Annotated in this window: 11 protein-coding genes and 1 pseudogene; 3 read left to right on the forward strand and 9 right to left on the reverse strand. The window is 66.0% G+C overall.

The window, feature by feature from the left end:
• Window positions 1-99 precede the first annotated feature (99 nt).
• Window positions 100-384: pseudogene (locus tag KCI33_RS17545) on the reverse strand (GntR family transcriptional regulator); the annotation flags it as partial.
• Window positions 385-570: 186 nt separating this feature from the next.
• Complete coding sequence (locus tag KCI33_RS17550) at window positions 571-1,953, reverse strand: cation:proton antiporter (protein ID WP_249139138.1); 1,383 nt, start codon at window positions 1,951-1,953, stop codon at window positions 571-573.
• A gap of 83 nt (window positions 1,954-2,036) precedes the next feature.
• On the opposite strand from KCI33_RS17550, the gene KCI33_RS17555 reads away from it, so the two are divergent.
• Genes KCI33_RS17555 through KCI33_RS17565 form a run of 3 tightly spaced genes read left to right on the forward strand, consistent with a single transcriptional unit; the run spans window position 2,037 to window position 3,775 of the window.
• Window positions 2,037-2,378 (forward strand): cupin domain-containing protein, encoded by a 342-nt coding sequence (locus tag KCI33_RS17555; RefSeq protein ID WP_212526102.1) that lies wholly within the window; start codon window positions 2,037-2,039, stop codon window positions 2,376-2,378.
• Between the two features lie 9 nt (window positions 2,379-2,387).
• Window positions 2,388-3,311: a complex I NDUFA9 subunit family protein gene (locus tag KCI33_RS17560; protein ID WP_212526111.1), complete on the forward strand. Its 924-nt coding sequence runs from the start codon at window positions 2,388-2,390 to the stop codon at window positions 3,309-3,311.
• A 26-nt stretch (window positions 3,312-3,337) separates the two neighbouring features.
• Entirely contained in the window at window positions 3,338-3,775 is a 438-nt protein-coding gene (locus KCI33_RS17565; protein ID WP_212526103.1) for a CBS domain-containing protein, read from the forward strand.
• A 52-nt stretch (window positions 3,776-3,827) separates the two neighbouring features.
• On the opposite strand, the gene KCI33_RS17570 is transcribed toward KCI33_RS17565, so the two are convergent.
• The 7 genes from KCI33_RS17570 to KCI33_RS17600 form a co-directional block, all read right to left on the reverse strand.
• Window positions 3,828-4,523, reverse strand: coding sequence for a CBS domain-containing protein (locus tag KCI33_RS17570; RefSeq protein ID WP_212526104.1), 696 nt, complete (start codon window positions 4,521-4,523; stop codon window positions 3,828-3,830).
• Between the two features lie 139 nt (window positions 4,524-4,662).
• Window positions 4,663-5,223, reverse strand: a complete 561-nt coding sequence (locus tag KCI33_RS17575; protein ID WP_212526105.1) for a carbonic anhydrase — start codon at window positions 5,221-5,223, stop codon at window positions 4,663-4,665.
• A gap of 412 nt (window positions 5,224-5,635) precedes the next feature.
• Window positions 5,636-6,517 carry a ribose-phosphate diphosphokinase gene (locus tag KCI33_RS17580; protein WP_212526106.1) on the reverse strand — a complete coding sequence of 294 codons (882 nt, stop codon included), beginning with the start codon at window positions 6,515-6,517 and terminating at the stop codon, window positions 5,636-5,638.
• Window positions 6,514-8,043 (reverse strand): thymidine phosphorylase family protein, encoded by a 1,530-nt coding sequence (locus KCI33_RS17585; protein ID WP_212526107.1) that lies wholly within the window; start codon window positions 8,041-8,043, stop codon window positions 6,514-6,516. The genes KCI33_RS17580 and KCI33_RS17585 overlap by 4 nt, the downstream gene beginning before the upstream one ends.
• Window positions 8,040-9,401: an MBL fold metallo-hydrolase gene (locus tag KCI33_RS17590; protein ID WP_249139139.1), complete on the reverse strand. Its 1,362-nt coding sequence runs from the start codon at window positions 9,399-9,401 to the stop codon at window positions 8,040-8,042. The genes KCI33_RS17585 and KCI33_RS17590 overlap by 4 nt, the downstream gene beginning before the upstream one ends.
• Window positions 9,391-10,002, reverse strand: coding sequence for a carboxymuconolactone decarboxylase family protein (locus KCI33_RS17595; protein WP_212526108.1), 612 nt, complete (start codon window positions 10,000-10,002; stop codon window positions 9,391-9,393). Before KCI33_RS17595 ends, KCI33_RS17590 begins: the two co-directional genes overlap by 11 nt.
• 4 nt (window positions 10,003-10,006) lie before the next feature.
• Window positions 10,007-10,462, reverse strand: a 456-nt coding sequence (locus KCI33_RS17600; RefSeq protein WP_212526109.1) for a hypothetical protein, incomplete at its 5' end; no start/stop codon positions are given.

The following is a 10,462-nucleotide window of genomic DNA, read 5'->3' on the forward strand; positions in this document are numbered from 1 at the left end:
CTCCGCTCCCGGCGCGCTTGCCCAAACCGACCAACCCAACTACCAATCCCAAACCCGCAGACTCTCGTTATGAACGAGGGACCACCGGGGGGCAGGTCAGCGCAGGGCGAGGGCCTCGAGCGCCGAGCGCATCTCGGCCACCTCTCGCAACTCCTCGATATCGAAGCTGGTGACGCGCACGCCGCGATTCGGCTCGCTCACGACCAGCTGGCGCGCCTCGAGCCGGAGAAAGGCCTCGCGCACCGGCACGTGGCTGGCGCCGAATTCCTTTGCGATGTGATCCTGCCGCAGCCGCGCTCCGGGCGCGATGCCGCCCGAAATGATCCGTTCGGTCAGGACACGCGCGATCCGTGACGCCAATTTTTCTTCTTTCTGCCTGGCCATGGATTATCGATAACTTCCCGCCAAGGTGAGGTACATTGATATTTTCACCAAATCGTGACGGCGACCTGGGTTGGAGTCGTCTTCGGGGCGGGCGTGACATATTCGACGCTCCTCTCACCCCCTGCGGAACCCGGAAGGGCGGCCGTGTCGGAAGGACTGACGGATCTTGGCGCAGCGACACCACCGTCAGGATCGTGCAAACACCCACTTCAGGATCATCGGGCTGATCACGGTGGTGAGCACCGAGATCATGACCACCGCCGAGAACAGGTTGGCGACGATGAGGTTGCCGCCGGCATCGGTGGCAAAAAGCCCGGCCTCCAGCGCAATCCCGGCGATGACCAGCTCGACCGCGCCGCGCGGGCTCATGCCGACGCCGATCGCGGCCGATTCATTGGCGGCAAAGCCGCAGGCGCGCGCCGCGCCGCCCGCTCCCAGGAGTTTGCCGGCAAAGGCGCTCAGAAGCAGAAGCGAGAGAAACCAGGGCACGGCGACGAAGACCGAGAACTCCACCTGGAAACCGATCGAAGCGAAGAAGATCGGCGCCAGGAAGCCGAAGGTCACGGCAGACAGCGTATTGCGGATACGCTCGTAGGTTTCCTCGTCAATGGTGCCGCGGCCAAAATACAGGCCGGCGAGGAATGCGCCTACGATGAAGTGAAGGCCCAGCGCCTCGGCGATCAGCGAGAAGGCAAATCCGCCGGTCAGCATCGCGCTGATCTCAAGCTCATGGATCCTGAGATTATGCATGACCCGTCCGCCCCAGGGAAACACGAAGATCCCGATGGCGGCGGTGAGGACCAGGAAGAGGGCGACCTTGCCGGACAGCAGGGCGAACTCGGCGAGGCCCGGGGCCTCCCCGTTGCCCATCATCCCGGTAAGCCAGGCCAGAAGCACCAGGCTCAGGATATCGTCGAACACCGCCGCCGAGACGATGATCTGGCCGACAGGGGAGTCGAGTTGCCCGAGATCGGTGAGGATGCGGACGGTCGCCGGAACGGCCGTGATCGCCAGTGCGACACCGATGAAGAGGCATTGCGTCAGGCGCAGCGGCGATTCCGGCAGAAACGCCCAGCCAAGCGCCGCGCCAAGCCCCAGCGGCACCAGCATGCCGCCGATCGCGACGGTCAGGGAGGCGGCGGAACGCTCGAACACCTTTTCGGGCTGCATCTCCACGCCGGCGAACAGCATCAGGAAGAACATCCCCAGATCGGTGATGGTCACGAAGACCTCGTTGTCAGGCAATCCGTTCAGCGCGGGAAAGGTCGACGGAAAGCCGGCCGCCGCGGCGCCAAGCGCGATTCCGGCGATCAGCTCTCCGACCAGGGCCGGCTGGGAAAGCCGCTCCGCCAGTTCCCCGAAGGCGCGGGTCACGACGAGCAGCACCAGAAGAATGTAGAAGAGATCCATCGCGCCCCTCCATGCGCCCGTCGCCCGTTTCTTCCTTGGCAGATCGGATTCTGAACGGCGCGCGGCCGCACGGCAAGCGGCCTTGTCACCGCCTCTCGCCACTGCGCTGCCCGCCTGGGGTACCCTGGGGGCCGGCGCGGCGCGCTTGACGGAGATCATTGCGTGATTTCCGAATCGATACAAAATTGCAGCAAGCCACCAGCCAACGGAGGAGGGGCGCAGAGGAAGAAGGGGGGACCGCCATGAGCGACACCACCGTGAAGAAGATCGACTCACGATTCTCTCCCAAAGGAGAGATGGGTCAGAAACAACTCGCGTCGGGCAAGGCTGTCTCGATGCGGATGTGGGAAGCTGAGCCACCCGGAGATCTGGAGGCGGCAAAGACCCGGGATTACGAAACGCTCGGCTTTGTGATCAGCGGCCGGGCGGAGTTGCACATTGAGGGTCAGATGGTCCGTTTGGAACCTGGCGACTCTTGGGTGGTTCCGAAGGGCGCTTCTCACGCCTATCGCATTCTCGAAGCCTTTACCGCCATCGAGGCCACCGCGCCGCCCGCGCATGTGCGCGGCCGCGACAAGGGCTAGGTGAAACAGATGTCGCCCGGCCGTGTCACAGTCTTCGGAGGATCCGGGTTCATCGGGCGCTCTATCGTTGAACGTCTCGTGGCCGAAGGGGCCTCCGTGCGCGTCGGCGTGCGCCATCCGGAGAAGGCCGTGTTCGAACCGCCAGCGGGCGCCCAAGGCTCGGTCGAGTTGGTCTATGGCAATGTGCAGGACGAGGCGGCCATCTCCGCCGCTGTCGACGCTGCGGATCACGTCATCAACCTGGTCGGCATCCTTCACGAGACCCGACGGCAGAAATTCGCGCCCATTCACGAAGAGGGCGCCCGTCGCGTCGCGGCCGCAGCGAAGAAGGCAGGGGTGCACCGGTTGGTTCACATGTCTGCCCTCGGGGCCAGCGAAACGTCGCCGTCGGAATACGCCCGGTCCAAGGCTGCGGGAGAGCGGGCGGTGAGGCGGGTGTTCCCGGAAGCGACGATCGTCAGGCCCAGCGTGGTCTTCGGGCCCCGGGACGACTTTTTCAACCGCTTTGCCCGCATGGCGCTGCTCTCTCCGGCGCTGCCTCTGATCGGCGGAGGCAAGACCAGGTTTCAGCCCGTATATGTCGGCGACGTCGCCAGGGCCTATTCGGCCATCCTCGCCGATCCGGGGACCCAGGGGCGCACCTACGAGCTTGGCGGGCCGGACATCCACACCTTCAGACGGCTCATGGAAATCCTGCTCGCGGAAATCGATCGAAAGCGGCTGCTGCTGCCTCTGCCTTTCTTCGTCGCGGAAATCCTGGGAACGGTGCTGCAGGCCCTTCCCAGGCCGCCGATCACGCGCGACCAGGTGGAACTGCTCAGGGCAGACAATGTCGTCAGCGGGACCGCGCCGGGGCTGGCCGATCTCGGGATCGATCCGACGCCGCTTCGGGCGATCCTGCCCACTTACTTGGAGAAGTACCGGCGGGGCTGACACATCGGCAAGCAGGGAGGTGCGCGATGACCACGGTGAAGCAATTGCTCGACGAAAAGGGGCCGGAGGTCTGGTCGGTCTCGCCCGACGCCTCGGTCTACGACGCCATCAAGATGATGGAGGAGAAGGATATCGGCGCGGTTGCGGTCGTCCAGAACGGACAGCTGGCCGGCATCTTCACCGAACGGCACTATGCCCGCAGCGTGTTCCTCAAGGGCAAGACATCGCCGACGACGCGCGTCGGCGATGTCATGGAAACGCGGGTGGTCTTCGCCAGGCCTGGCTCGACGGTGGCGGAATGCATGGCGCTGATGGCCCACAAGCGGGTGCGGCATCTGCCGGTGCTCGAGGAGGACAGGCTTCTCGGCATCGTCTCGACCGGCGATCTGCTGAATTCCGTCATCGCGGACCAGAAATTCACCATCGCGCTGCTGGAGGACTACATCCACGGCGAATACCGCTGAGGCCAGGGCAGGGCGGTTCCGCCCCCCTCCGAGCATCGGTGTGACGGCGCCCTCAGATGCCGTAGCCCCAATACGGCATGCGCCCCATATGCGCTTCGACCGAGCGCACACCCGGAACATTCTCCGCGGCGACCCGGATCGCGTCTTCCTGCGCGTCGCTGTCGGCGATCCCCCAGATTTGGACCACCCCGTCGCTGACCGTGACGTTCATCAGGGAGGGCGTGACGGCGGGAACCTCGGCCACCGCCGTCATAACCGTGTCGCGCAGCGTCCGGTCATCGGGGGTCGGCACCGCCAAAGCGGCCTCCGGCAGCGTTCCCAGGCCCTGCAAAAGGTTGGAGCGGCTGACAATGCCCACCAGTTTTCCGTCCCGGACGACCGGAACCCGCTTGATCAGTTTCTTTTCCAGGAGGCGTGCAACCTGGCCGACAGGCATGTCCTCGGGGACCGTGACGACATCCTTCGTCATCACCTCCCGCGCATGGCGCCCCTTCATCTTGACGAACTCTGCCGCCGAATTCTCAGGGGCCGCGAACTGCTCCAGCCACCATGATCTCCGCGGCGCGTCAGCGTCCCTCACCCGCCGCATCAGGTCACCTTCGCTGACCAGTCCGATGACGGCGTTCTTTTTGTCGACAACGGGGACGGCGCTGACATTGTGCTGCAGAAGGGTCTGCACGATCTCATCCACCGTCGTGTCCGCGGTCACCGTGACCACATCTTTGGTCATTACGTCCGCGACTTGCATGGCTTGTCTCCTTTCCCCTTATGTGTTCCTCAAGGCCGTCAGTCTGGCCTCGCGATGCTCCGCCCCCCGCAGCGTGAGGCTCACACCGGACCCGCGCATGGGAGCCCATCCGCAGGTCAACGATCTCGACAAGGCCGGACTATGGCGTGGGAACTTCGACCAGCCGGCCGGTCCTGCAATCATAGATGTAGCCGTGGACCGGGATGTCGTCCGGCACGAGGGGGTGGCTCTTGATGCGCCGGACATCCGCTTTCACGCTTTCCGCCTGATCCTGGATGGTCAGCCAGTCGATGTAGTCGCCCTCACGAGAGCCGGGACCTTTGCCAGTGTCTCGCCAGCCGCTTTCGTCGATCGTGGCGGTGTCGAGGCTGCTGGCCAGCAGGCCGCGCATGACCTCGTCGGTGAAGGTCTCCATTCCGCAATCCGTGTGGTGGATCACGAACCACTCATTGGTCCCGAGCAGCTTGTGCGAGATCACCAGCGAGCGAATGGCATCATCGCTGGCGCGGCCGCCGGCATTGCGAATGACATGGGCGTCGCCTTCGGCCAGACCTGCGTATTTGGCGGGATCGAGGCGTGCGTCCATGCAGGTGAGAATGGCGAAGCCCCGGCCCGGCGGCATCGGCAGGTCGGCCTTGTCGCCAAAGTCGCTCGCGTATTTCTCGTTCGCGGCCAGGACTTCTTTCTTGATCTTGCTCATGGTGCATTCCCCCTTGCGTGTCCTTCTCGGCCGGCGGGCATTCTGAGCCGCGCCTTGCAGCCGGTCTGTTGCCTTCGTCGGCATCACAGCATGATGTGTGGGCCGGGAAAGGGGCGATGTGACAGCATCCCCGGATGGGCAGGGCATGTACTCGCCCATAACTAGAAATCTAACACAATGAAGCCTCCCGCAAAATGGCCTTTCGGAGCGCCGAGCACGGATGCAGCGCTTTGCCATGGCGGCGGCGGCACGGCCTTGCTTCAAGGGGCCGGGCCGCTGGGGAAGTGCTCCTGGAGGCGAGAGGTTGCAGGCGGCGCAGTTCAGGGGGGCCTTTGCAGGGCGGGTCGGAAACATTGTCATTGCCGCAGTCGGAGCGCGGCATAGGGCGTCACCTCCGGACGGCCCTGCCGGCTCAGATCAGGTCGCGCAGCGCCGCGCCGATATCCGCAGAGACATCGACAGCATTGCTGGGGTGGGGAACGGTATTCGTGCTGGCCACGGCCTGGCATGCCGCTTCCAGCCGCGCGTAGGAATGCCCGCCGAACAACCCGTGCACGACCGCACAATAGGGTGGCGATGGAAATGCCTGATCCAGGCGTCCCGCCAGCTCCAGCAATGTCCGCCCCGACGACACGACATCATCCACGAGGACCGGCGTCCGATCCCTGAAGGGCGACAGGTCCGGCATGTCGATCCTCACCCGCCTGTCGCCCAGCCGCCTCTTGCGCGCAACCGCATAGGGTGCCGAAAGGCAGTCCGCCACCAGCGTCACCCATTGCCGGCTTTCCGCGTCCGGGCCGATCAGCACCGGATCCTTCACCTCGTGGCGGATCCAGTCCGCCAGAAGGGGAGAGACGCGCAGCGCCCGTGTCGGGATGGGAAAGATCCGCTCCAGCCCCGCGATGCGATGCAGGTGCGGCTCCACGGTCACGAGCCAGTCCAGCGCGCCTGCGAGCATGTCGGCGAAATACCTGGCCGAAACGCCCTCGCCGCGCCGGAATGCCTTGTCCTGGCGCATATAGGCCAGATAGGGCGCAACCAGACCGACACGGCCTGCGCCTTGGTCGCGTGCCGCGCGCGCCGCGAAAAGCAGTGGAACCAGCTTGGCGTCGGGATCGTTCAGGGTGCACACCAGCGCCACCGACTTGCCGTCGAGATCGGAGAGGTGACGCAGGTAGGTCTCTCCGTCGGGAAACCGCCGCGTTTCGATCGCGCCGAGTTCCAGCCCCTCCGCCTGGGCGATCGCGGCGGCCATGGCCTCGTTTCCGGGCAAGGCGAGGACGATGCCGTTCATCCTGGCGCCTCGCAGCCGATGATGTCGCCCGCTCCCTCCAGATAGGCGCGGGCATAGTCGAGCTCGCCGCGCGTCTGGGCATGGACGGTGAACAGCGGCTGCCCCGCGGCGACTACATCCCCGATCCGCACATGCAGCGTAACACCGGCCGCGGCGGCGGCCGGCGCCCCGGCCAGCTTGGCCACCCGCGCCAGCTTTCGGTTGTCGACCGATGCGATCGCGCCCGCGGCGGGGGCCTCTACATCGTAGGATTGCGCCGGCTCCGGCGGGGTGCGCAGGCCGCCCTGGGCCTCGCAGATACGCTGGAACTTCGCCCAGGCCCGCCCGTCTGCGAGCGCGGCCGCCGCCGCCCGGCCCCCGTTCCCGGGCACCGCCCCGACGAATTCAAGAATCGCCCCGGCCAATGTCACGGCGCGCTCGCGAAGATCGGCGGGCGCGCCGGGCGCGCCCTGGAGCACGGCGAGCACGTCCCGCGCCTCAAGCGCCGGGCCGATGCCGCGCCCCACCGGTTGCCGGCCGTCGGTCAGGACCGGGCGCACGGCCAGCCCGAACCGCGCCGCCACGTCCTCGAAGAGGCGAACCAGTTCGGCGGCATCGGCATCGCTGCGGATCTTGGCCGTCGGCCCGATGGGCAGATCCAGCACCACATGCGTCGCCCCCGCCGCGATCTTTTTCGACAGCACCGATGCGACCAACTGCCCGGGGCCGTCGATGTCGAGCGCCCTTTCGATGCGGATCAGCAGGTCGTCCGCCGGGCTCAGACGGACCGCGCCGCCCCAGGCGATGCACCCCTGTTCCTGCGCCACCACCCGGCGGATCTGCGCCAGGCTCAGATCCACCGGGGCAAGCACCTCCATCACGTCGGCGGTTCCGGCAGGCGAGGTGATCGCCCGCGACGAGGTCTTGGGGATCGGAACGCCGTGCGCCGCGACGATCGCCACGACGATGGGCGTGGTGCGGTTGCCGGGCAGGCCGCCGACACAATGCTTGTCGGCGATCATCGGCGCCTCCCAGGCCAGCCGGTCGCCCACGGCCACCATCGCATCCGTCAGCGCCTCAACCTCGTCAGGATCCAGCGGCCGCGCCGCGCAGGCGGACAGGAACGCCGCGGAGTGAACGTCGGAATAGCGCCCCGCGACGATGTCGCCGACGATTGCCCTCATCGCCGCCCGGTCGAGGCGGTTGCCGAAGATCTTGCCGCGCACCTCGCCGAGCGACGGCAGCGTCGGAGGGTGAACGACCGTCACGGCCTGGTCCGGCTCCGGCGCAAGGCGCCGCCAGGCGGCCTCGGACAGCACGGCTTCGTCGGGCGCCACGAGCGCCCCTTCGACGTGATGCGCCGTCGCCACGATCTGCCGCCCGTCCACGGACACCAGCACCCGCTTGTGCGCCCGCAGCCCTTCGGCGCGGCAGACGTGGCATCCGGAATTCATGAAGATGACCGGCTCGTCGCCGGTATCGATGCCGCTGCGGCGCGCCAAGAGCCGGTGCGGCCTGGCCGGCGGAGGGCCGGCTGCCCGGCTCACAGCGTGACCCTTTCCAGGTGGTCCGGGGTCTCTGCGGGCCAGCCGTATTCTTCCTCGATCGTCTTTCGGAAAGCGTCCGAGGACTCGGGCTCTCCGTGGGTGACGAAGATGCGGCCCGGCGCGGACCGGAACCCGCCGAGCCAGCGCAGAAGCTCGTCGCGGTCGGCATGGGCGGAAAGCTGGCGGAGGTTCCTCACCTCGGCGCGCACCTCGTGGTAGGCGCCATGGATTTTCACCCTGTCACCCCCGGCGACCAGCGTGGCGCCACGCGTCCCCCCAGCCTGGAAACCCGCGAACAGGATCATGTTGCGGGGATCGGGGAGGTAGCGCTTCAGATGATGCAACACGCGCCCGCCGGTGGCCATGCCCGAGGCCGAGATGATGATCTTCGGCATCGGGTCTGTGTTGAGCGCGCGCGACTCGTCGGCGCTGCGGGTATAGGTCGCCACCGCGCAGAGGGCGCGGCATTCGGCGGCGGTGAGCTTGTGATCCTGGAGATGCGCGCAGTAGATATCGGCGGCGTTGATCGCCATCGGGCTGTCAAGGAACACCGGCAGGTCCGGAATCCGTCCGGCCCGCTTGAGCCGCATCAGGTGAAACAAAAGGGAATGCGCCCGTCCCACGGCGAAGGAGGGCACCAGCACCGTCCCGCCCCGGTCCGACGTCTCGGTGATCGCCTGTGCGAGGTCATCCTCCACGTCCCGCCCGGCGTGGCTGCGGTCGCCATAGGTCGACTCGATGACCAGGGCGTCGGCCTTTTCGAAAGGTCTCGGGTCGGGCATGGTGGGGGTGTCGAACCGGCCGATATCGCCCGAGAAGACCACCACGCGCCCGCCGAGCGTCAACTCCACGCTCGCCGCGCCAAGGATATGTCCCGCCCGGCGGAACCGGGCGCCGACCCCGCGGGCGGCCTCGAACCGGGTCTCGAAGTCCCACGGCACAAATTGCGAAAGGCTGGCCTTGGCATCGTCACGGTCATAAAGGGGAAGCGCCGGCTTGTGCTTGGTGTAGCCGTAGCGGTTGGCGCGCTCGGCGTCCTTCTCATTGAGGTAGGCGCTGTCGAGCAGCAGGATCTCGCAGAGATCCCTCGTCGCCGCGGTGCAGTGGATGCGCCCTGTGAAACCGTGCCGGACGAGCCGCGGCAGATAGCCGGAATGATCGAGATGGGCATGGGTCAGAACCACGGCGTCGATGCTGGCGGAATCCACCGGAAACGGCTTCCAGTTCCGCTGCCGCAGGGTCTTGTAGCCCTGGAACAGCCCGCAATCGACAAGGATGCGCTTGCCCTCGGCTTCCAGCAGGTAGCGCGATCCGGTTACGGTTCCGGAGGCTCCGAAAAAGGAAAGATCAATGGCCATCGGGAAGTCCTTTCCCTGAGGGTTTCGCGGCATTATCTGAGGGGCCGTCGCCAGCAGGCCCGGGCAGCCGGCAGAACCCCTGGGCGGGCACGGCAAGAGCGGCATTGAACTTGCTGGAGAGGTTTTGGAAGGCGATCAGCCCGGTCAGTTCGATGATCGCATCTTCGTCGAAATATTCCGTCAAGCGGGCGAACGCGGCCTCGTCAACGCCGCGCTCGTGACGGGTCATCGCATCGGCATAGTCGAGCGCCGCGAACTCTTCCGCGCCGAACAAATCGCTCGTCCGCCAGTCCGGCAGCGCCGAAATCTTTTCAGCCGAAACGCCCCGCCGCAACAGCGCGGCCGAGTTGAGATCGACACAGAACGGACAATGATTGACCTGGGATACAAGCACCGTCACCAGCGAGCGCAGCGCGGGATCGAGGGGCGACGATCTGCGTTCGATCATGCCATAAAGCAGCGCGACCCCTGCAAACAGCTTGGGCGACCGCCCCCACAGCAGCGCCGCATCGAGCACGGCCCCGTATTTCCGCTTCTGGTTCCAGAAGAACGGGCGCAGCCACCAAGGGTAGCGGGTCCATGGTTTCGGTTCGATCCGCATAGCCTCACTCAGGTCCGCGGAAAATCCGCGGCGCCAGGCGCTCCCGCACCACGGGCACGCGTTCAAGGCCCGCTTCTCCAGAGACGGATGCAAGGCGCCCACATGACCACCCTAACGTATTTTTCGCAGAAAAGAACGAAACCCGCACCGATGTGACATCAAGAAACTGCGAGCCTTCGCGCCTCTGGGCCGGGTTGGCAGGCCAATTCCGCGCTGTCAGCTGGTTTCGGCCGGCTTCGTCCAGCGCATCGGAACCCGATGAAATTCTCCGGGCAGTTTCTTTCGCCGGCCATTCTCCTCCTCGCGCATCTTCAGCCGCTTCATCTCCGATGGCATCAGGCCGCCATGCCTCTTGCGCCACCTGACCTGCTACGGGATTTTTCCTCCACCATCGATTAGAGTCCGGCCCAACTTGAGGACGGACAATGAAGCGAACGAGATTTACGGACGAGCAGATCAT

Origin of the sequence: Actibacterium sp. MT2.3-13A, assembly GCF_018139985.1 — a bacterium.
Classification (GTDB): Bacteria; Pseudomonadota; Alphaproteobacteria; order Rhodobacterales; family Rhodobacteraceae; genus JAGSOU01.